The organism is Nitrosospira sp. Nl5, from assembly GCF_900102495.1.
GTDB lineage: Bacteria > Pseudomonadota > Gammaproteobacteria > Burkholderiales > Nitrosomonadaceae > Nitrosospira.
The window spans coordinates 235,524-257,962 of sequence record NZ_FMVQ01000003.1; the positions used below are offsets into that span (position 1 = coordinate 235,524).

The 22,439-nt window shown below is 55.7% G+C and carries 16 protein-coding genes; 14 read left to right on the forward strand and 2 right to left on the reverse strand.

Annotation, left to right across the window (positions count from 1 at the left end; all coding sequences use genetic code 11):
* Positions 1-18: 18 nt before the first annotated feature.
* From purL to der, 11 genes are all read left to right on the forward strand, one after another.
* Positions 19-4,065 (forward strand): phosphoribosylformylglycinamidine synthase, encoded by a 4,047-nt coding sequence (purL, locus tag BLP45_RS05150; protein WP_090370442.1) that lies wholly within the window; start codon positions 19-21, stop codon positions 4,063-4,065.
* An 80-nt stretch (positions 4,066-4,145) separates the two neighbouring features.
* Complete coding sequence (locus tag BLP45_RS05155; protein WP_256327692.1) at positions 4,146-5,402, forward strand: ChaN family lipoprotein; 1,257 nt, start codon at positions 4,146-4,148, stop codon at positions 5,400-5,402.
* Positions 5,403-5,407: 5 nt separating this feature from the next.
* Positions 5,408-7,468: a M1 family metallopeptidase gene (locus tag BLP45_RS05160; protein ID WP_176754667.1), complete on the forward strand. Its 2,061-nt coding sequence runs from the start codon at positions 5,408-5,410 to the stop codon at positions 7,466-7,468.
* 455 nt (positions 7,469-7,923) lie between these two features.
* Positions 7,924-8,349 carry a nucleoside-diphosphate kinase gene (gene ndk, locus BLP45_RS05165; RefSeq protein WP_090370446.1) on the forward strand — a complete coding sequence of 142 codons (426 nt, stop codon included), beginning with the start codon at positions 7,924-7,926 and terminating at the stop codon, positions 8,347-8,349.
* 18 nt (positions 8,350-8,367) lie between these two features.
* On the forward strand, positions 8,368-9,597 hold the full coding sequence (gene rlmN, locus BLP45_RS05170; RefSeq protein ID WP_090370448.1) for a dual-specificity RNA methyltransferase RlmN: 1,230 nt from the start codon (positions 8,368-8,370) through the stop codon (positions 9,595-9,597).
* The gene (locus BLP45_RS05175) at positions 9,584-10,537 is read left to right on the forward strand and encodes a RodZ domain-containing protein (RefSeq protein ID WP_090370449.1); all 954 of its coding nucleotides are present in this window, start codon (positions 9,584-9,586) and stop codon (positions 10,535-10,537) included. Before rlmN ends, BLP45_RS05175 begins: the two co-directional genes overlap by 14 nt.
* Positions 10,538-10,580: 43 nt before the next feature.
* Positions 10,581-11,828: a flavodoxin-dependent (E)-4-hydroxy-3-methylbut-2-enyl-diphosphate synthase gene (gene ispG, locus BLP45_RS05180; protein WP_090370451.1), complete on the forward strand. Its 1,248-nt coding sequence runs from the start codon at positions 10,581-10,583 to the stop codon at positions 11,826-11,828.
* Complete coding sequence (gene hisS, locus BLP45_RS05185; protein ID WP_090370453.1) at positions 11,821-13,083, forward strand: histidine--tRNA ligase; 1,263 nt, start codon at positions 11,821-11,823, stop codon at positions 13,081-13,083. The genes ispG and hisS overlap by 8 nt, the downstream gene beginning before the upstream one ends.
* 41 nt (positions 13,084-13,124) lie before the next feature.
* Positions 13,125-13,763 (forward strand): tetratricopeptide repeat protein, encoded by a 639-nt coding sequence (locus BLP45_RS05190; protein ID WP_090370456.1) that lies wholly within the window; start codon positions 13,125-13,127, stop codon positions 13,761-13,763.
* A 242-nt stretch (positions 13,764-14,005) separates the two neighbouring features.
* Entirely contained in the window at positions 14,006-15,244 is a 1,239-nt protein-coding gene (gene bamB / locus BLP45_RS05195; protein ID WP_090370458.1) for an outer membrane protein assembly factor BamB, read from the forward strand.
* Between the two features lie 98 nt (positions 15,245-15,342).
* A complete protein-coding gene (gene der, locus BLP45_RS05200; protein WP_090370514.1) occupies positions 15,343-16,743 on the forward strand; it encodes a ribosome biogenesis GTPase Der in 1,401 nt (466 codons plus the stop codon).
* Between the two features lie 70 nt (positions 16,744-16,813).
* On the opposite strand, the gene apaG is transcribed toward der, so the two are convergent.
* The gene (gene apaG / locus BLP45_RS05205) at positions 16,814-17,197 is read right to left on the reverse strand and encodes a Co2+/Mg2+ efflux protein ApaG (protein WP_090370460.1); all 384 of its coding nucleotides are present in this window, start codon (positions 17,195-17,197) and stop codon (positions 16,814-16,816) included.
* A gap of 161 nt (positions 17,198-17,358) precedes the next feature.
* Between apaG and rpe the strand changes: the two genes are divergently transcribed.
* From rpe to trpE, 3 genes are all read left to right on the forward strand, one after another.
* Positions 17,359-18,042: a ribulose-phosphate 3-epimerase gene (gene rpe / locus BLP45_RS05210; RefSeq protein ID WP_090370462.1), complete on the forward strand. Its 684-nt coding sequence runs from the start codon at positions 17,359-17,361 to the stop codon at positions 18,040-18,042.
* 269 nt (positions 18,043-18,311) lie between these two features.
* Positions 18,312-18,995, forward strand: a complete 684-nt coding sequence (locus BLP45_RS05215) for a phosphoglycolate phosphatase (RefSeq protein WP_090370516.1) — start codon at positions 18,312-18,314, stop codon at positions 18,993-18,995.
* Positions 18,996-19,121: 126 nt separating this feature from the next.
* Complete coding sequence (gene trpE, locus BLP45_RS05220; RefSeq protein WP_090370464.1) at positions 19,122-20,612, forward strand: anthranilate synthase component I; 1,491 nt, start codon at positions 19,122-19,124, stop codon at positions 20,610-20,612.
* Positions 20,613-20,625: 13 nt separating this feature from the next.
* Here trpE and dacB read toward each other — a convergent pair whose 3' ends face one another.
* Positions 20,626-22,107 (reverse strand): D-alanyl-D-alanine carboxypeptidase/D-alanyl-D-alanine endopeptidase, encoded by a 1,482-nt coding sequence (gene dacB / locus BLP45_RS05225; protein ID WP_090370518.1) that lies wholly within the window; start codon positions 22,105-22,107, stop codon positions 20,626-20,628.
* Between the last annotated feature and the right edge of the window lie 332 nt (positions 22,108-22,439).

Sequence of the window (22,439 nt, forward strand, 5' to 3'; positions counted from 1 at the left end):
ATCGGCTCACTTCACTGGATGCTTCGACTTCGTGGTGGCAGCGCTCTTTCCCCATTCCGCCGGGAAAAATTGGCGAGCGCACTTAAAATTGCCGCTCCGCAAGTTTCCCACATTTATGCAGAATATTGGCATTTTTGCGCGCTGAGGCGCGATCTGCGGCAAAACGAAATCTCAATTCTCGAAAAGCTGCTTGAGTACGCCCCGGCGGCCGAAATCTTTCTCACGGGGGCAGCCGGGCAGACCAGACATCCAGGTGAATTGCTACTGGTGCTGCCTCGTCCCGGCACGATTTCCCCCTGGTCATCCAAAGCCACCGACATTGCTCTCCATTGTGGACTGGAAGCGGTGGAGCGGCTGGAGCGCGGCGTGGCATTCTATATTCAGATGAAAGACGGGTCTTCCGCCGCATTGTCCCCTGAATTTCCTCCTGATAGCAGGGCTGCCCTGCTTGCGCTGATACACGATCGCATGACCGAGGCGGTATTTAGCTCATTCGACGACGCGGACAGGTTGTTCCGGCATTCGGAGGCGGCTCCATTCAATACTGTGAATTTACTGACGAGTGGAAGTGGCGCATTGCAAATCGCCAATGCTGAGATGGGGCTTGCGTTGTCGTCCGATGAAATAGACTATTTGACAGCCTATTTTATGCGCATCAATCGCAATCCCACCGACGTGGAATTGATGATGTTTGCCCAGGCTAATTCGGAACATTGCCGCCACAAGATTTTCAACTCGGATTGGGTGATAGACGGCATGCCCCAGGCGAAGTCGCTATTCTCGATGATACGCAATACCCACCAGCAGAATCCGCAGGGCACAGTGGTCGCGTATGCGGACAACTCTTCCATTATCGAAGGCGCGAAGATCGCCCGTTTCTACCCCGGCGAGGATAACGCTTACAGTTATGCCGAGGAGCAAACGCACATCCTGATGAAAGTGGAAACCCATAATCATCCCACCGCAATTTCGCCTTACCCGGGGGCCGCCACCGGCGTGGGTGGGGAAATCCGCGACGAAGGCGCCACCGGCCGTGGCGCCAAACCCAGGGCCGGGCTTAGCGGTTTCTCGGTTTCCAATCTGAATATTCCAGGTTTTATTCAGCCTTGGGAGCTGTACTCGCAACCGGGGGAAACGCATTCTTACGGCAAGCCATTGCGTATCGCATCGGCACTGCAAATCATGCTTGAGGGTCCCATCGGCGGCGCGGCATTCAATAACGAGTTCGGGCGGCCCAACCTGGCGGGGTATTTTCGCACTTTTGAGGAGCGCATTGCCGGTGAAATGCGTGGCTATCACAAGCCAATAATGCTGGCTGGAGGCATCGGCCATATCGCTGAACGCCACTCCTTCAAGGAAGAATTTTCGGCCGGCGCGCTGCTGATTCAATTGGGCGGGCCGGGGATGTTGATCGGCCTTGGTGGTGGCGCGGCATCCAGCATGGACACTGGAATGAACAGGGAGGACCTCGATTTCGACTCGGTGCAACGCGGCAATGCCGAAATGGAGCGGCGCGCGCAGGAGGTCATCGACTATTGCTGGCAGATGGAAAGACGCGGTGAGGCGAATCCGATTCTGTCGATTCACGACGTCGGCGCCGGCGGCTTATCGAATGCGCTGCCCGAACTGTTACATGGTTCCGGACGGGGAGGACGTCTTAATCTGCGCGACATCCCTTCGGAGGAACCAGGCATGTCGCCGATGCAAATCTGGAGCAACGAGGCACAGGAGCGGTACGTGCTTGCCATCAGCCCGGAGTCGTTGGAGTTGTTCCAGGCAATCTGCGAGCGCGAACGTTGCCCGTTCGCGCTAGTGGGCACGGCAACGGCGCAACAACAGCTTACCGTGATTGATCCCGTGTTCGATAATCAGCCGGTTGATATGGAGCTCTCGGCACTGCTGGGCAGCCCGCCAAAAATGATCCGTGATGCAGTGCATGTCAGAAGTATGCCATTATCATTTGATACGGCGGGATTGGATTTGCGGGAGGCGGCATATCGCGTGCTTCGCCTGCCCGCGGTGGCGGATAAGACCTTTCTTATAAGCATTGGCGATCGTACCGTCGGCGGGATGACCGCGCGCGACCAGATGGTGGGGCCGTGGCAGGTGCCGGTTGCGGATGTGGCGGTAACGCTGATGGGTTACCGGACATATCTGGGCGAGGCTTTTGCCGTGGGCGAACGCCCGCCGGTGGCGCTGATTGATCCCGCTGCGTCGGCACGCATGGCGGTAGGCGAAGCTATCACCAATATTGCGGCCGCACGGATTGAACATATTGGGGAGATCAAGCTTTCCGCCAACTGGATGGCCGCCGCGGGGCATCCTGGCGAAGATGCGGCGCTGTTCGATGCCGTGCAGGCAGTAGGCATGGAATTGTGCCCCCAATTGGGAATCAGCATTCCGGTAGGCAAGGATTCAATGTCTATGAAAACAACGTGGCAATCAGAATCTGGTCATGGCAATGCGGGAGTCAACAAGGAAGTAATTGCGCCGCTGTCGCTGATCGTATCCGCCTTTGCAAGGGTAGTGGATGCGCGCAAAACACTTACGCCGCAATTGCGTTCGGACTATGGCGAGACGGAGCTCATTCTGATCGATCTGGGCGCGGGCAGGAACCGTCTTGGAGGTTCAGCGCTAGCGCAGGTCTACAAGCAGGTAGGTGATACCGCGCCGGATATAACGGACCGGGAGGGGACGGAGAACCTGAAGCGCTTTTTTGCTGCCATACAACGCCTGAATCACGAAAACGCAATCATTGCTTATCATGACCGCTCCGACGGAGGCGTGTTCACCACGTTGTGTGAAATGGCGTTCGCGGGCCGCGTGGGAATAACTGTCAACCTTGATCAACTATGTTTCGATGTGCTCGCGAATGACGTGGATGGCCATGAACTGCGGCCGGAGGCGCTCGGCGGAAGATTTCTGGAGCGCATCGTATCCGTTTTATTCAATGAGGAGTTGGGGGCGGTGATCCAGATCAGGACGGAACGCCACCATGACGTGATGGCTATCTTGTCCACAGAAGGCTTGCGCGATATGAGTTTCGTTATCGGCACCCTCAATGGCAAGGATGAAATCCAGTTTCTGCGCAACAATAAGCCGATATTTGCCGAGAAGCGCGTTGACTTGCATCGCGCCTGGTCAGAGACCACCTTTGAGATGCAGAAGCTGCGCGACAATTCGGAATGCGCGCGACAGGAATACGATCGCATCCTCGACATCTCCGACCCCGGCCTGCATGCGCAATTGGGCTTCGACTTGGATGACGATATTTCCGCACCCTATATCAATAGTGGCGTCAGGCCGCGCGTTGCCATTCTGCGTGAGCAAGGCGTGAATGGCCATGTCGAAATGGCCGCTGCTTTTGACCGGGCGGGATTCGCCGCAACCGATGTCCACATGAGTGATATCGTCTCGGGCCGTGTTTCTTTGAGAGACTACATTGGATTTGCCGCATGCGGCGGATTTTCCTACGGCGATGTGCTGGGGGCGGGGGAAGGCTGGGCCAAATCCATCCTGTTCAACCATCGTGCCCGCGACGAGTTCGAAGCGTTTTTCCTGCACTCCGATACCTTTGCGCTGGGTGTCTGCAACGGCTGCCAGATGATGAGTAACCTGCATGAAATCATTCCCGGCGCGGAACAGTGGCCGCATTTTGTGCGCAACAAATCGGAGCAGTTCGAGGCCCGTTTCGTTATGGTGGAAATTCAGGAGAGTCCGTCGCTGTTTTTCGGCGGCATGGAAGGGAGCCGCATGCCTGTTGTTGTTGCGCATGGCGAAGGTTATGCTGAATTTACCGATAAGAACAAGGTCTCAGCTAAGCCGTCTTTGGTTTCGTTACGTTTTGTCGATAATCGGGGCGAGCCTACCGAGACTTACCCGCTCAATCCCAGCGGCTCTCCTCAGGGCATTGCAGGCGTGACCACGCCCGACGGGCGTTTCAGCATACTCATGCCACACCCGGAGCGCGGGTTTCGTACCGTCCAGCATTCGTGGCATCCCGAGTGGCATGACGATGCCCCATGGATGCGGATGTTCAGGAACGCGAGAAAATGGGTGGGCTGAAGTAAATGGGCGGGGATATCAGTCTAGCAACGAATCCGGGTACGGATGAGTTCGATAATTCACGATAAGGAGTATCCAGCTTGACAATTCTTCAAAGTATTCTGCTTCCGTCTATTCGCCGTGCCTTGCATGCTCTGCGAAAGGAGGGGGCCCTCGCCATCATGTTACTTGCGTTTGGCGCTACTCCGAGCATCGCGTCGGCGCAAACGAAACCGGGCGGCAAGGAAAACATTGACTGTGTGCCGGTTGGAAGCTGGATCACGCCTGGGGGCGGGAAGATATCCGGCACGGAAGGCATTGCCCGCGCCGCGAAGAGCTCGGTAGTGTTGCTGGGTGAGATGCACGATAACGCCGAGCATCATCGGTGGCAGTTGCAGACACTGGCCGCGCTGCACGCGGCACGACCCGATATGGTAATCGGTTTCGAGATGTTCCCGCGCCGGGTGCAGAAGGCGCTCGACCAGTGGGTGGCGGGGGAACTCTCCGAAGCTGAGTTTCTCGCTGCGGCAGACTGGAACGCTGTCTGGAACACAGATGCGAATTTGTACATGCCGCTGTTCCATTTTGCGCGGATGAATCGGGTGCCGATGGTGGCCCTCAATATTGACACACGTTTGAGGCGGGCGGTTTCGGCGAAGGGTCTGAATGGTGTTCCGGAGAACGAACGTGAAGGCGTAATGCCCCCTGCCGCGCCAAGCACCGCTTATCTCGACTACCTGATGCCGATATACGGCGAGCACGAGCGCAGCGGCAGGAAGAAGGGCGAAGCCGGCCGCGATGATCCGGACTTCCGGCGCTTCGTCGAGGGCCAGCAACTCTGGGACCGGGCAATGGCGCAAGCCATACACTCGGCGCTGGAGCGGCCGGGCCGTCCGCTGGTGGTGGGAATCATGGGATCAGGGCATATCAAGTATGGTTATGGTGTTCCTCACCAGTTGAAAGATCTCCGCGTCACCGACGTGGCCACGCTGTTGCCATGGAATAGCGGCACGGCTTGCGGGCAGCTGGTCGCAGGCATGGCGGACGCGGTTTTTGGTGTTGCATCGTCATCGCCTGTCTCGCCTGAGCCGCCGCGGCAGCGCCTTGGCATCCGCTTCGAGATGGCTCAGGATGGCGGTGCCCGCGTGCTGCAGGTGGAGAAGGGCAGCATTGCCGAAACAGCCGCTATTCGTGACAGCGACATAATCGTGGAAGCGGCGGGAATGCCGGTCAAACAAACCAATGACATCGTAGACATCGTCAAACGTCAAGCTCCCGGAACATTGCTGCCGCTCAAATTGAAGCGCGGTGGAGAAATGATCGAGATTAACGCGAGGTTTCCGGCGGTGTCGAAGTGAGGCGGATGGGGGTGCTCATCCCGCGCGTCCGGAAAGGCGTTGCCTGCGTTCTGTTCCCGCTTCTGATTGCAACCGGCGCATGCGCGGAGCCCGTATCCGCGTCTCCCGCAGTGGCCGATGATACGGCGGAGATTGATTATGACATTACTGTGCGTATCGATCCGGTGGCGCGTACCATTGAAGGACGCAGCGTCATTACGGCGAAGACTGCGGAAGAATTAACTCTGGTGCTGGGACGCCGTTTTGAAGTGATGCACGCACGCGTTGATGCCTCACCGCTTGGACCAGCCGCGACGACCGGTAGAATGCGCGCTTGGCGCATATCAGGCGACCAACGGACGCCACGCCGTATCGAGCTCCACTGGCGCGGCGAACTTTCTGCGCTTGATACCTCGCTCGATCATCCGCAGACACTCGGTGGAAACGAGCCCGCGAGCAGCGCCGCCGGAACGTTTCTGCCTGACTCAAGTGGCTGGTACCCATATATAGCGGAAAAACTCGCAAGCTATCGTGTAAGCATCGAACTTCCGGCGGGCCAGCGTGGCATTGTTGCGGGCCGCCTCGTCGAGGAGTCCGAGTCGGGTGGGAAATATCACGCGCGTTTCGAGTTTCCTTCTCCAACCGGCGGTATCGACCTCATGGCGGGGCCCTACGCGGTCGAAACACAAATAATGCGCGGCGCGGATGGCAAGGCAATACAACTGCGAACCTACTTCCATCCGCAGATTGCTGATCTCGCGCCTTCTTACCTCAGTGCGGTAAAAGGCTACATTGAACTTTATGAGTCATGGATCGGCGCGTATCCGTTTACCGAGTTCAGTGTCGTGTCAAGCCCTACTCCGACAGGGTTCGGCATGCCGACGCTTACCTATCTCGGAATCGAGGTGCTGCGGCTGCCGTTCATCCGTTCCACCTCGCTTGGGCATGAGGTACTGCATAACTGGTGGGGCAACGGCGTCTACCCCGATTATGCGCAGGGCAACTGGTCCGAGGGGTTGACCACGTTCATGGCGGACTATGCGTACAAGGAGCGTGAAAGCGCCGAAGCCGCCCGGGAAATGCGGCGTGGCTGGCTGCGTGATTTCGCCGCACTGTCGCCCGGACAGGATGCGCCGCTCAACAACTTTACCTCGCGTACGCATGGGGCATCGCAGATTGTTGGTTACAACAAGGCGGCGATGATGTTCCTGATGCTGCGCGACCTGCTCGGGCGCGAGACCTTTGATCGCGCGCTCCAGACATTCTGGCGCGAACAGCGCTTTCGCATCACCTCCTGGCCCGATCTGCAGCGCGCATTCGAGAGTGTATCGGGACGTGATTTACGCGGTTTCTTCGACCAGTGGCTAACGCGCCCGGGTGCGCCCGTTGTACGCATCGCCGATACGACGCGCGCCAAGTCCGGTTCCGGTTACCGGGTTACAGTGACGCTTGAGCAAGCGGAACCCGAATACCGGCTGCGGGTGCCGATCGCAATTCGTACCGGGGAAGGTGAGCAATTCCATACGCTTGACCTGGAGCGAGGACGCCAGACATTCACGTTCGACACGCGGACGCTTCCGCTGGAGGTAACTCTTGACCCGGATCTGCGGTTGTTCCGGCGCTTGATGCCGGACGAGGCTCCGCCAATTTTGCGCCAGGCCATGGTAGACCGGACAACGATAACCGTTCTACTTCCGGAAAGCGGAGGGGTGCGCGGAACTGCCGAAACGCTTGCCGGCAAGCTTCAGAATCGCGCATTGAAACTGGTTCCGGCGAAAGATAATCTTCCTCCCGTGGCGGCACTGGTGATAGGTTTGGAGGAACAGGTCGATGCGTGGCTAGCACGGCATCAGTTGCCTCAGCGGCCTGAAATCGTGCGGGGAAAAGGTTCGGCGCAGGCGTGGACGCTGAGCCGTCCCGACGGCGTAACCCTCGCAGTCGTCTCTGCGCGGGATGAGGCTTCGCTCGCAGCGCTGATACGGCCGCTACCACATTACGGCCGTCAGAGTTATGTTGTCTTTGACGGCGCAAAGGCGATCGAGCGCGGGGCTTGGCCAACGCGTGCCCAGGCGGTGAAGCTCGAATGACTGCCTAGCGTCAGAAGTCTTGAAATCAGAGGCATGCGACGCGAAACTTGTTACGGAACTGTCCCGCCGCATCATCCCCAGATCGAGGGCCCGGCTAGTCACCGGGCTTTTCGTTTTTTCCGACTTGGGAGCGGGGTTTTTTGTTAAAATAAAAGAAACCTCTGAATAAGTCCCGCGCGGGCGCGACGGTGGCTTTGCGGGACGGGATGCGCGAAAGGCGACAACGCGAATGGCCGGGCCCCCTTCGCTAGGAGCCTGACAAAGCAGGCCGCCCGCAAAGCCGCCGTCCCTTCGGGTTGCGGCAAAATCGGGCGCTCACCGCGTTGCACTCCTCGGGTCGTAGACTGACTACGACCTTCGTCGTGCGCCTTGTGATCATCCCGATTTTGCCGCAACGCGTTCCACGCGGGACTTGTTCAGAGGTTTCTTCATTTCTTAATTTAGTGGAGTATTTGATGGCTGTCGAGAGAACGTTGTCTATTATCAAACCTGATGCGGTGGCAAAAAATGTCATCGGAGAAATTTATTCCCGTTTTGAAACCAATGGGTTGAAAATAGTCGCGGCACGCATGTTTCATCTTTCGCAGGCGGATGCCGAGGGCTTTTACGCCGTGCATCGTGGCCGCCCCTTTTTCAATGACCTGGTGAAATTCATGATTTCCGGGCCGGTGATGATCCAGATTCTCGAAGGCGAAGACGCAATCAGAAAGAATCGGGATCTGATGGGCGCGACCGATCCGAAAAAGGCGGAGAAAGGGACAATTCGCGCGGATTTCGCCGAGAGTATTGATGCCAACGCGGTGCATGGTTCCGATGCGCCGGAGACCGCCGCGACTGAGATTGCCTATTATTTTTCCTCTCTCGACATTCATTCCAGATAGAAAAGGAATTCGGTTCCTATGAGCGTCAATCTACTCGATCTCGATGCGAAGAAGCTTTCCGGTTTTTGTGCGGGAATTGGCGAAAAGCCATTTCGCGCCAAGCAATTGCTGCGCTGGATACATCAGTCGGGTGAAGCGGATTTTGCCGGGATGAGCGATTTGGCAAGGGAATTGCGGGATAAGCTCTCGGCAACCGCCGTGATTGAGGCGCCTGCGGTTATCAGCGATCATACCGCCGCCGATGGAACTCGCAAGTGGTTGTTATCAGTGGGTGCAGGCAATGGTATCGAAACGGTTTTCATACCCGAGGCCAGCCGCGGTACGCTATGCATTTCCAGCCAGGTTGGCTGTGCGCTGGCATGCACTTTTTGCTCTACCGGCAGGCAGGGCTTTAACCGGAATCTGACGGTCGCGGAAATTATCGGCCAATTATGGTGGGCGAATAATGCGCTGGCGGCAGAGCCGAGCGATGAGCCTGTCACGGAACTTGCAGAGATTGCCCATGGTCAGAAAAGAGTGCGCTACCCCAACTATCCAAATCGTGGCCGCGCTATCACCAATGTCGTGATGATGGGCATGGGCGAGCCGCTGGCCAATTTTGAAAACGTGGTGACAGCGCTTGATTTGATGCTGGACGATAATGCCTACGGGTTGTCGCGGCGACGGGTGACCGTGAGTACCTCAGGCCTGGTGCCAGCCATGGACCGGCTGCGTGAGCGTTGCCCGGTGGCGCTTGCAGTATCTCTCCATGCGCCTAATGACGCTCTGCGAGACCAGTTGGTACCCATCAACAAGAAATATCCAATCAAGGAATTATTGTCGGCCTGCCAACGCTATCTTCAATCCGCGCCACGGGATTTCATCACTTTTGAGTATGTCATGCTGGATGGCGTCAATGACAGCCGGGCGCATGCGCGTGAATTGGTACAACTGGTACGGCACACGCCTTGTAAATTCAACCTGATTCCATTCAATCCGTTTCCCAATTCCGGTTACAAGCGCTCATCGCCGGAAGCGGTAAGCGCATTTCGCGATGTGTTGATGCAGGCTGGACTGATCACTACAGTACGCCGGACCCGCGGCGATGATATTGCCGCTGCTTGCGGTCAGCTCGCCGGGAAAGTGCTGGATAAGACGCGGCGGGGGAACCCGCAGGATGACGGAAGCAGCAAGATGAGGCAGATTAGGGCAACCCTGAATAAGTCCCCCGCAGGGACGACGGCGGATTCGAGTGATGGACCCCGCTGATCGCGACCAGACCAGCCGAGGAGCCGAAGCGGAAGGAACCCAGACAGAACAGAGCGCGGGTCAATTATTGCGGACGGCACGACTGGCTCGCGGCATGAGTATCGAGGACGTAGCGCGACAGTTGCGTTTATCCGTGCGGCAGATCGCGGCGCTGGAGGAGGACGATTATGACAAGTTTCCGAGCGCCACATTCCTGCGCGGGTTTGTGCGCAATTACGCCAAGCTGTTGCAGGTGGATGAAGGCCCTTTATTGCGGCAGTTGCAGCAGTCGCTACCGCCTCTCCCCGCCCCAACTATCTCATATCAGATCGAAGGAATTCCTTTTCCGTCAAACCAGAAACGGGGAAGGCGCAACCTGATCATTGCGGGAGCAGCAGTTCTCGCATTACTGTTGCTGATCTATGAAATTTATAGTGGCAACGAAGGCAATAAGGAAAAGCAGCAACCGGCCGCGAAAGTCGAAACCACAACAGAGGCTGAGCAAGTTGTGACACCACCGCAATTTGAATTACCGTCCGCAGTATCGACCGGCGGCACTGACTCTGTGGCATCCGGTGAGGAAGTCAGAATGGTCGAACAAAAACATGGGACTCAGGCTCCTGTTCCAACTCCCGCTCCGCCTGCGGCCCGGCAAGCTGCGCCGTCGGTTATTGCCTCTGAATCAGCGAATGCCGCCACCTCTGAACCGACGGATGGGGCAGACGTTCTTCGGTTGGTGTTTGAGGGAGAATCATGGGTTGAAGTCAAGGATAGCAGGGGCAGGTTGCTTCTTTCCAAGGTTAATTCTCCCGGCACGGAGCAAGTGTTATATGGCAAGTCGCCATTCTCTCTCGCGATCGGCAATGCTTCCGAAGTCAAGCTGGCCTACAATAACAAGCCGGTGGACCTGTCTCCTTATATTAATGCCTATGGGGGAACGGCACGCCTGTCGCTCAAATAGAAGAAGTCCATATTTTCCATACCGATAAATTCTCATACCTATCATGACTATGCCCCAGAATATTTTTCCCCCGCGTCGAGACAGCGTCGGCGTCCGTATCGGCAACATCACAGTTGGCGGCGGTGCGCCGGTGGTGGTGCAATCCATGACTAATACCGATACGGAAAATGAAATTGCTACCGCGGTGCAAGTGGCCCAGCTTGCGCGTGCGGGGTCGGAGTTGGTACGCATTACCGTTAACACAGCCGCCGCCGCGAAGGCGGTGCCGGCAATTCGCGCGCGTCTCGACGACATGGACTGCCACGTACCGCTGATAGGTGATTTTCATTTCAACGGGCATAAGCTAGTGACCGAATATCCCGATTGCGCCAAGGCATTGGCAAAATACCGCATCAACCCGGGCAATGTGGGGCACGGTAAAAAGCGTGATGAGCAATTTTCCATTTTGATCGAAGCGGCCTGTAAATATGACAAGCCAGTACGTATCGGCGTTAACTGGGGCAGCCTGGATCCTGAACTGCTGGTACGCGTCATGGATGAGAACGCGCGGTCCAGTGATCCCAAGGACGCGGCGCTTGTTATGCGGGAAGCATTGATTACATCCGCACTGGAAAGTGCCGCAAGAGCGGAAGAGATTGGGCTGGGCCGCGACCGGATCATCTTGTCCTGCAAGGTAAGCGGTGTACAGGATTTGATTGCCGTTTATCGTGACCTGGCAGCGCGTTGCAATTATGCCTTGCATCTTGGATTGACCGAAGCGGGCATGGGCTCCAAGGGAATCGTCGCTTCGACCGCCGCGCTGTCGGTACTGCTTTTGGGCGGGATCGGGGACACCATACGCATATCGCTTACGCCGGAGCCGGGTGGCGACCGTACCCGTGAAGTAGTGGTGGCGCAGGAAATTTTGCAAACCACGGGTTTGCGCGCCTTTGTGCCGCTGGTGGCAGCATGTCCCGGTTGCGGGCGTACGACCAGCACCTATTTTCAGGAGCTCGCGGAAAGCATTCAGGGGTATGTGCGTAGCCAGATGCTGGTATGGCGCGAGGAATACGACGGTGTCGAAAATATGACGTTGGCGGTGATGGGTTGTGTCGTGAATGGCCCCGGAGAAAGCAAGCATGCCAATATCGGCATCAGCCTGCCTGGTTCCGGAGAGAGGCCGGTCGCGCCGGTTTACGTGGATGGGCAGAAATCGGTGACCTTGAAAGGTGACAACATTGCCGGAGAATTCCGCCAGATCGTCGATCAATACGTGCAGATGAAGTATCCGAAGAAATCGGTCAATGCCTAGAATCATCCAGGCCATCCGCGGGATGAACGACATCCTGCCTGATCAGATTGATCTTTGGGAATTCTTTGAGCAAACAGTGCGTGATTGGATGGCGGGATATGGTTACCGTAACATCCGCATGCCGATTCTTGAGCAGACCGATCTGTTCGTGCGGTCCATCGGTGCTGTCACCGATATCGTCGAGAAAGAGATGTACTCTTTCCTGGATAATCTCAACGGCGACAGCTTGACATTGCGCCCAGAAGGAACCGCTTCCTGCGTACGCGCGGTACTGGAACATAATCTTCTCTATACAGGGCCGCAAAGACTGTATTATTCCGGCCCGATGTTTCGCCACGAGCGCCCGCAAAAGGGACGTTATCGCCAGTTTCATCAGGTCGGTGCCGAAGCCTTGGGATACGCTGGCCCGGATATCGATGCCGAACTCATTGCCATGTGTGCGGAACTATGGAGAAAACTGGGCATTTCCGATGTGCGTCTGGAAATTGGCACGCTCGGCAGCACTGAGTCGCGTGCCCTGCATCGGGCGCGATTGATCAGGTATCTGGAACGGCACCTGGGTAAGCTCGATGAAGATGCCCGCAGACGGTTGCACAGTAACCCGTTGCGAATACTCGATAGCAAGAATTCCGAAATGCGGGAAATCATTGATGGCGCTCCCCAGTTGCTGGATGATTTGGACGAGGATTCGCTGGCGCATTTCGAGGAATTACAGCGCATTCTGCGTAACCAGGGATTAGACTTCGAGATCAACCCGCGGTTGGTGAGAGGACTGGATTACTATAACCGCACGGTATTCGAATGGATTACCGGCAAGCTCGGTGCGCAAGGCACAATATGCGCCGGCGGGCGTTATGACGGACTGGTGGAGCAGATTGGCGGTAAGGCCGCGTCGGCGTGCGGTTTCGCCATGGGCGTGGAGCGGGTGCTGGCGCTGATGATCGAATGCGGCAACGATATACCGCGTGCCGTGCCGGATGCCTACGTAATACATCAGGGCGAGGCCGCGGACGGACTTGCCTGGAAAACAGTCAGGCACTTGCGGGACAGGGGTCTCAATGCAATCCTGCATTGCGGAGGCGGCAACTTCAAGGCCCAAATGAAAAAAGCCGATGCCAGCGGTGCGCGTTTTGCCGTCATTATCGGTGACGATGAAGCGCAAGCCGGTGAGATAAGCATCAAGCCGTTGCGTGAGGCGGCGGAACAGGTAAGAGTCGGATTGGCCGAAGCGGCGATTCTGCTTAAAAGAACCTGAATCAGTAGCGATATCTCTGACTCACTACACTAGGAACGTAAATGGCGATTTATGATCTGGAAGAGCAGGAAAAAATAGACGGGCTGAAATCCTGGTGGGAAGCATACGGCACATTGACAATTGTCGTAGTGGCGACTTTCATCGCGAGTATAGGCGGTATGCAGGCGTGGAACTACTACCAGAAACAGCAGGTGGAGCAGGCGGCGGAGCTATATGCTTCGCTGCGAGAAATCGAAGCGAGCGGGGATCCCAAGAAAATAGGCGACGCAGCGAATTTATTAATGCAGGGTTTTCCCGGCAGTGGTTATGCATCTCGGGCCGCGTTGATCTCGGCCCGCGCGAGTTTCGAGGGAGGCGACATACAGGGCGCCAAAAGCCGCCTGCAATGGACGCTGGACAATACCAAGGAAGATGAGTTGAAAGACCTTGTGCGGTTGCGGCTGGCAGGTATATTGCTGGATGAAGGAAAGCACGATGAAGCCCTGAGGTTGCTGGAGACTAAACATGGCGAATCTTTTGCCGGTCTTTATGCGGATCTCAAAGGTGATGTCCTCACCACGGCGGGTAAAGTAGCAGAGGCACGTGCTGCTTATCAAACGGCACTCGACAGGCTGGGCAAAAAAGGCACTTATCATAATATTGTACAAATGAAGCTGGATGCTTTGGCGGACGCCAAATAGATTCGAATTCGCAATACACGCAAAAAGACCGCGAGGACGATGTCAACCACATTTCCCGGGGGAAATCTCGGTTCGCGCCAAGGAAAACGGGACGGCGGATCGGGCACATGGGGATGCAACGACCGCATCCAGCCTCCCGGGCGCGATCTGCTCGCAACAGCGAGGCGCAATTCGACGCCGTTGCGTTTTGCTCTGCGATATAAACTCCCCAACCCTACCTGTCCAACTGCCGGATTTAGATAATGCGCGTAGATAAACCCGTATCGATTACTTGTGCTATCCGGCGGCATATTTTGCTGATGGTGTCGCTGTTGGTGTTTTCCGGGTGCGCGAGTGTTGTCGATATGACACGTGACCTGGTGCGCGACCTCGCGGATATCGATGTGGCGGGTATGACCGGTGGACTCCTCGGCGGCGAGACCATTGTAATGACCGAGGACCAGATTGCCCAATTGGCCGCGATTCCGCGCGCGCGCGCACTGTGGGTGAACGGCATAGAAGAAAGTAAGGCGACGGCATTTTCGCCGGCAGTCGAAGGAGGCACTGTTTATGCTGCAGGTATGGACGGATATCTTGTGCGTTTTGATTCCGCTACGGGCAAGCAAGCTGGAAGCGTCGATACCAAGCATAAGTTGTCGGGGGGTGTGGGCCTGGGTGAGGGGATGTTATTGCTTGGGACATTCAAAGGCGAAGTTCTGGCATATGACAGCAAGGACGGCAAAGCCTTCTGGACCACGCAGGTATCCACTGAGGTGCTAAGTCCGCCGCAGGCTGATGGCGGCGTGGTATTGGTTCGTACCGGAGATGGCAGAATTTTCTGTTTGGAGGCTGAAACCGGTAAACGAAAGTGGATATACCAGGGCGCAACCCCATCGCTGACCGTCCGGAGTTTTGCGGGGGTACTGATTTCGCGGGGTACCGCATTCGCGGGATTTGCGGGTGGAAAACTGGTGGCGATAAACTTGTCGAACGGCAGCGTAGGCTGGGAGGCCGCCGTGTCACGGCCGCGCGGGGCGACAGAATTGGAGCGGATTACAGACATCACCAGTGTGCCGGTGGCGGACGAGCACCAGATATGTGCGGTAGCCTATCAGGGACGGGTGGCCTGCTTTGAAATCGCCAGTGGCAATCAGATCTGGGGACGGGACATATCCAGCAACGCTGGTCTCGCCATGGATGATAATTACGTTTACGTGAGCGAAGCTGGAGGCGCGGTGGTGGCTTACGATAAAAGAGACGGCGCCAGCATCTGGAAACAGGAGTTGCTCAATGGACTTCGACTATCCCCGCCGCTCGTCCAGGGGGCTACAGTGGTGGTGGGAGATTCTCAAGGATTTGTGAACCTTATCAGAAACGATACCGGCAGCATTGTCGCCCGATCAGCCACCGACGAAGGCGCTATCATTACCCGTCCCGTAGCGCTGCCTGATGGTTTCGTGGTGCAAACCAGGAAAGGTGGCGTTTATGCTTTCAGCTTGTAACGCCCGGAATCGCGAAATTTTATCTACCGCAGGGTGGATTAAGCCTTCTCCTTCTGGGCGGAAGGACTGTGGTTTTCCGCAAAAAACACCTTGAAGCCATGAAACCTACCCTTGTACTGGTCGGGCGGCCCAACGTCGGCAAATCAACGCTTTTCAACCGGCTGACCCGGAGCCGCGACGCAATTGTGGCGGATATCCCCGGTTTGACGCGAGATCGGCATTACGGACATGGAAGGTTGGGCGATAAACCTTACCTGGTAGTCGACACCGGGGGCTTCGAACCGATGACGAAGGAAGGCGTCCTTCACGAAATGGCGAAGCAGACACGGCAAGCAGTGGATGAGGCTGACATGGTGTTGTTCATTGTCGACGGCAGAAAGGGTTTGGCGCCGCAGGATAGAATCGTCGCAGGCCAACTGCGAAAAACCGGCCGAAAAATTATACTGGTCGTGAATAAAACCGAGGGCATGGCGTACTCCGTCGTGACTGCTGAATTTCACGAACTGGGCTTAGGCGAACCCTGTGCAATTTCCGCCGCGCACGGCGACAATGTGAATGAGCTAGTGGAATTGGCGCTGGCGGATTTCCCTCAATGGCAAGAGGAAGAAAAAAAAGACAAGCATCCAAAAATTGCTATTGTAGGACGCCCCAATGTCGGCAAATCCACACTGGTGAATACGCTGCTGGGGGAGGAACGCGTTATCGCATTTGATCAGCCAGGCACTACCCGCGACAGTATCTATATTGATTTCGATCGCAATGGCCATCCATATACCTTGATCGACACCGCTGGCCTCCGTCGTCGCGGCAAGGTATTGGAGACTATCGAGAAATTTTCGGTAGTGAAAACCCTGCAAGCAGTAGAAGACGCCAATGTGGCAGTATTGGTACTCGACGCACGGAACGAAATTTCAGACCAGGACGCACACATTGCCGGATTCATTCTGGAGACGGGGCGCGCGCTAGTGCTGGTCGTTAACAAGTGGGACAGTTTGGATGACTACCAACGCGACACCATCAAGAGCGAAATTAGCCGGAAACTTTCTTTTTTACTGAATTTTGCCAAACTTCACTATATCTCTGCGTTGCATGGCAGTGGCATGAAAGGATTGCTTCCATCCATCGATGCTGCTTATGCCGCAGCGATGGTGAACTTATCCACCCCCAAACTCACCCGCACCTTGCTGGCAGCGGTAGAGAAACAGCCGCCACCGCGGGCCGGCATGGCTCGTCCCAAACTACGCTACGCCCACCAGGGCGGCTCCAACCCGCCGCTAATCGTGATTCATGGCAGCGCCCTCGACCGGGTGCCCGAAACCTACCAGCGCTATCTCGAAAACACCTTCCGGGAAACCTTCGAACTCGAAGGAACGCCATTGCGCGTTGTATTCAGGACCGGCCGTAATCCTTACGCCGGAAAGAGTCCGGCGCCTCTTAGCGAAGCGGATGCAAAACGTGCTCACCGGCGCCGCATGGTTGGTAGAAAGAAATACGGGTAATCGCAAACCAGCCGGGGAGCAATGGAAGTCACTTTAAATTTCCTCCCTTGCAAGGGTAGCAAGATCTTTTCTAGTGCAATACCCTTGGCACACTCAAGATAAATTCGGGAATCGCCGCATCGAAGCGAAGGCCGTCCTCAGCCACCATTTGGTAGCTTCCTTTCATTGATCCAACCGGCGTGGAAATGGCAGTACCGCTGGTATATTCAAAACTGTCGCCAGGTTTTAGCAGCGGTTGCTCACCGACCACTCCCAGCCCCCGCACTTCCTGTACGCCGCCGCCGCCATCCGCGATTATCCAATGACGGCTAATGAGCTGTGCCGAGATGGTACCGGTATTGGCAAGCATGATGGTATAGGCGAAAACGTAACGGTCGAGCGCCTCGTCCGACTGTTCCGGGAGGTAGGTGGTGTGAACCGTTACAATAATCTCGTATTTTTTGCTTTCAGCCATAACTGCATTGCACACTATTTTTCAGGTCAGGGCAAGCATAGCATCGACAAACTTTATTCCGGCATGACAAAAGCTCGAGCATGATCGCTTACAGATGAAGCCGTTAGCGCACAGCCGCCATTTGCGGTTAAAATGGAGTTTTTAATTATAAGGGAGCCTTCATGGCCAATTATCGCATCGCTCCGAGCATTCTTTCCGCAAACTTTGCCAAGCTGGGTGAGGAAATTACCCTTGTTATCGATTCGGGGGCGGATATCGTTCATTTTGATGTGATGGATAATCACTACGTGCCGAATCTTACTATCGGGCCGCTCGTATGCGAAGCGATTCGTCCTTTGACAAAGGCTATTATTGATGTACACCTCATGGTCGAGCCGGTGGACCGCATTATTCCGGATTTTGCCAAGGCCGGCGCCAATATTATTTCCTTTCATCCGGAAGCCTCCAGGCATATCGACCGCACCATCGGGCTGATCAAGGAGCAGGGTTGCAAAGCAGGCTTGGTGTTCAATCCGGCAACGCCTTTATACTATCTCGATCATGTACTCGACAAGCTGGATCTGGTGCTGATAATGTCTGTAAACCCGGGTTTTGGCGGACAGAAATTCATTCCTGAAGCGTTGACAAAATTAAAGGCGGTACGCAAGCGCATCGATGCGGGAGGCAAGGACATCATGCTGGAAATTGATGGCGGCGTAAAAGTGGATAACATCGCCGAGATCGCCCGCGCCGGAGCCGACACATTCGTTGCCGGTTCTGCCATTTACAGCGCCGGCAAGGATAGCGATCCGCATCGCTATGATACTGTAGTAGCGGCGTTACGGGCAGAGTTGGCGAAGGCCTGATCTTAATTAAGCACGACGAGAGGGTTGCAGAACCCAAATTTGCCGGATCCGTTTCTTGGATGGCTTTTTATCCAGTTTGTCGCAATGGCTGGTTGCTCCGCAATTTCCCAATAAAGGATCAGCGGCTGGGTTAAGGTTTAAAGCCGGGAATCGAACCGCTCTTTAGCCATTGTAGCGGGCAAGATGAGATACGACTGTATTGACTATAGGGATGATGACATTAAGTGAATAAAAACGCTTCCCCGCTTACGCACACCTCCGTGGTTGAAATGGAATTTCCCATTTCGATCGACGCTGTAATGATTGATCTCGATGGAACTCTTCTCGATACTGCATCTGATCTGGCCGCGGCAGCCAACATGATGTTACGGGAATTGGGCAGGGCCGAGCTGCCGGTGGAGACCATCCGATCCTATATTGGCAAGGGCATACAGAAGTTGGTGAAGCGCTCGCTTACCGGAAGTCTTGATGATGAACCCGAGATTAAATTGTTCAACAGGGCGATGCCGATATATGAGCGCGATTACGCGAAGACCTTGTGTGTCAACACACATCCCTATCCAGGTGTGATCGAGGGACTGAATGCTTTGCGAAAAATGGGTTTCCGCCTGGCCTGCGTCACCAACAAGGCGGAGGCATTCACCCTGCCGTTGCTCCGAGGCACTGAACTGCTGGATTATTTTGATATCGTCCTGTCAGGCGACAGCCTTCCGGAAAAAAAACCCCACCCCTTGCCGCTGCTGCACGCCTGCAAGCATTTCGGCATTCTGCCTCATGAAATGCTGTTAATCGGAGATTCGCTCAATGATGCCGAGGCGGCACGCGCGGCAGGCTGCCACGTCTTCTGCGTGCCTTATGGCTACAATGAAGGTCGCGATGTGCGCGAGCTTGATTGCGATGCCATCGTTCAGTCCATTTATGATGCAACGAAACTGATCCAGAAATTGTCATGATTCGCGAAAACACCGGAATCGAGGAATACGCGATCAAAGCCTGGTGTCCTGGCCTTTATCGCTGGCGCACCTAGCCCTCATACGCTGTGCCATTTTCTTCGTTCCTGTTTTTTGTGGAGTCGAATCATGACTGAAACTGAATTCAATCACCTTGTGGTGCAAGGCTACAGCCATATCCCCGTGGTGCTGGAAACGTTCGCCGATCTCGATACCCCTTTGTCGGTTTATCTCAAGCTCGCTAACCGGCCTTTTTCATATCTATTGGAATCGGTGCAGGGTGGCGAGCGCTTCGGGCGCTATTCCTTTATTGGCCTGCCCGCGGCAACGCGCATAGAAGCGCGGGGCAACCATGTCAGGATCACTGATGACGCAGGTTCGGAGGAAATTGAAGCGGAGGATCCGCTGGCCTTCGTCGAGTCCTATCTGTCGCGCTTCAAAGTCGCGCCATATTCCGGCCTGCCACGTTTTTGCGGCGGACTCGTAGGATATTTTGCCTATGATGCGGTGCGGTACATTGAGCGTAAGCTGGCGGGGCACGCCCGTCCGGATACGCTCGGTACTCCCGATATACTGTTGCTGCTGTCCGAGGAACTGGCGGTGGTGGATAATCTTTCCGGCAAACTCTATCTCATCGTCTATGCCGCTTCCGGAGGGATTGGCGCAACGGAAGCAACGAAAGCGTATAAAGCCGCGAAAAAACGCTTGAAGGAATTGCTTGCCAATCTGCGCAAGCCGGCGGAAATTCCGGCTGAGGCACCGAGCGAGCCAACCGAGGCTGTCTCGGAATTCAATGAAGCAGACTTCGTTGAAGCGGTGCAACGTGCCAAACGCTACATTTTTGACGGCGATGTTATGCAGGTAGTCCTATCGCAACGTACCAGCAAGCCCTATAGGGCGTCGCCACTGGCGCTTTATCGCGCGTTACGCAGTCTTAATCCTTCGCCGTACATGTTTTACTATGACTTTGGCGACTTTCATGTAGCTGGCGCCTCGCCGGAAATTCTGGTACGCCTCGAGGGCGGGACCGTGACGGTGCGTCCTATCGCCGGCACCCGCCCGCGTGGCAAAACCATTCAGGAAGACGCCACGCTGGCCGCCGATCTGCTGGCCGACCCAAAGGAGCGCGCTGAACACGTGATGCTGATGGATCTCGGGCGCAATGATGTCGGACGCGTTGCGCAGACGGGGACGGTTGCAGTCACCGAGAACATGCAAATCGAGCATTATTCTCACGTCATGCATATTGTTTCCAATGTGGACGGCAAACTCAAACCCGGCCTGAATGCGATGGATGTTCTGCGCGCCACGTTTCCGGCAGGCACCGTGAGCGGTGCTCCGAAGGTGCGGGCAATGGAAATTATCGATGAACTGGAAGTCTCCAAGCGGGGCATCTACGCCGGCGCCGTGGGCTATCTGGGGTTTGATGGCGATATGGATCTGGCCATTGCTATCCGCACTGGGGTCATCAAGGACGGCAAGCTGCATGTCCAGGCCGGTGCGGGCATTGTCGCCGATTCCGTACCACAGAATGAATGGATCGAGACGCAAAATAAAGCGAAAGCGCTACTGCGGGCGGCGGAAATCGCAGAGAGTGGATTGGACAGTAAAGTTGAGTAGAGAGTCGCCAGTCCTACGGCCTTTTATAAACCCATTCCAGCAGGGCATCCATCGCTGACTGTGCATTTCCGGATTTGGGGTGATTGACGAAAAAGACTATTGCCACGCGTCTGCCTGACTTGTCGAGCATGTAACCCGCCATGGTTCTGACCCCCTCCAGCGAGCCGGTCTTGATGTGGGCCTGGCTTGCGATGGGGGTGCCATTAAGCCGTTTTTTCATGGTTCCATCGACTGCTGTAATCGGCAGGGATGAAACGAATTCCGGCATCACCGGGCTTTGGAACGCTGCGAGTAAAAGGCCTCCCAAATTGGCCGCGCTGATGCGCTCGTTGCGCGATAAACCTGAGCCATTTTCTATTATCAGTTCGGGAAAATGCAGATGCCTGGAAGTCAGCCACTGCCTGATCGCAGCGCCCGATTTGGCGAGGGTGGCAGGCGTGCGTCCGCTACCCGTATCATTGATTAAGCCAGTGGCCGGGCTTGCTGCCGCGCCACTGGTCATACCCAATGCGAGATAAAGTTGCCGCGCCGAAATATTGTTGCTGAATTTATTGATGTCACGAACGATTTCGGCGAGTGGAGGAGACTCATGCACTTCCAGCGGCAGCAGTCCTTCCGGTGCTGTGCCAAGCCGTACTTTGCCACGAAATACCCCGCCTTGTTCCGTCCATAATTGCCTGAACAGGCCGAAAGTATAGGTGGGACTATCGTGCAGACCGAGAAGCAGGGTTTTTTCGCCGCAGTCGATAGGATAGACACCGTTAAATGCGATCGATGCACGGCTATTGCCATTCATGCCGGTGCGAATATCGGCGCCAAGTGCGTCATGCCAATCGCCGCATTTGCCATCGATGAGTTTCAGATTGTTGCTGAGATCCAGAGAGTCCGGCAGAGGGTCGACAACAACGCGTACGGTTTTGCTTTCCGATCGCGGAATCAGGCGTAGCGACAGCGTTCGATAGTTTACCAGCAGTGCTTCGGGAAATATGTTGTAAGCGCGGTAGGGCTTGCCATCAAAAGCAGCTGGATCGCCGATGGGCGTATCGAAATAACTGTTATCCAGCACCAGATCTCCCGCGATCTCCCGCAGGCCGGTCTGGCGCAGACGGCGCGTGAGCAGCCAGAAATTTTCCAGATTGAGTCTGGGATCTCCGTACCCCCTGATGATCAGGTCCCCCTGAAGGATGTCGCCATTCAGAATGCCGCTGGCGTACAGCTCGGTCTTCCAGGTATAGGCCGGTCCTAGCAGTTCCAGTCCGGCAAAGGTCGTGACAAGCTTCATCACCGATGCCGGATTCATCGCCACACTCGCGTTGATTGCAAGCATTGGCTTGGCCGCACCGATTTCATGAACATAAATGCCGGCGGCAGACTTGGGAATGCCTGCCTGTTTAAGGGCCTGACTGACGGATAACGGCAAGTTATGGGAAAACGCGGGCAGCGGTGCGGCAGCAAGTGCAAAACACAGGACAATCGTTATTCTGAATTGGGCCATGTTCCAGGTGTAACCATTGTAAGTTTCAATACCCGGCATTAAACCAGATGGCACGAGTGGAAGGAATCGGCTGAAAGAGCGTCCAGCGTGCCCATATTTCACGGCTTTTGACCCAAGAGACGCCAATAGAACACTATTGTTCTTCAAAATCCTCAGAATCTATCCTCGCTCAGCCACTTTTTTCCCCTTCGCTTTCTCCAAGTCCGGCAGCTTTCAGAATACATCAAGCGCCCGCAGTGTTCCTGCCACCAGCAAATCCATTTCCTGCTCATTAATAACATAAGGCGGCATGAAGTAGACGGTATTTCCCAGCGGACGCAACGATAATTCCT